General features: G+C 60.6%; 1 protein-coding gene. It reads right to left on the bottom strand.

Going from position 1 to position 302, the window contains the following annotated elements; genetic code table 11:
• On the bottom strand, nt 1-302 hold a 302-nt coding region (locus EN939_RS37825), incomplete at both ends, for a cytochrome b/b6 domain-containing protein (protein WP_206528495.1).

Here is a 302-nt window from a genome sequence, read left to right as displayed (position 1 = left end):
GCTTTGCGTTTTCGCCCCGTAATCATGGCCCGGACAAGGTTTTCACGATGTCGAAAGCTTGCCAGCGCGACGCCACCCATATGGAAAAGGACCAGCAGGAGCAGACTGTGCGCGGCGAGGCTGTGTGCTGCCTCGACCCATGGCACGCCGAAATAGGCGTCCGTTGTCATCAGCCATCCGGTCAACGCGGTTAATCCCATCGCCCCGATCAACACGATTACCATCGCGCCGCCGGCCGGATTATGGCCGATGTAGCGGGCTTCGCGACCGCTCAGCAATGCTGAGAGGTAGCGCAGCACTGT

The sequence above is a fragment of the Mesorhizobium sp. M7A.F.Ca.CA.002.05.1.1 genome, from assembly GCF_003998335.1.
Classification (GTDB): Bacteria; Pseudomonadota; Alphaproteobacteria; order Rhizobiales; family Rhizobiaceae; genus Mesorhizobium.
Note: the sequence above shows the minus strand (reverse complement) of the source record. Positions and strands in the feature narration are given on the sequence as shown.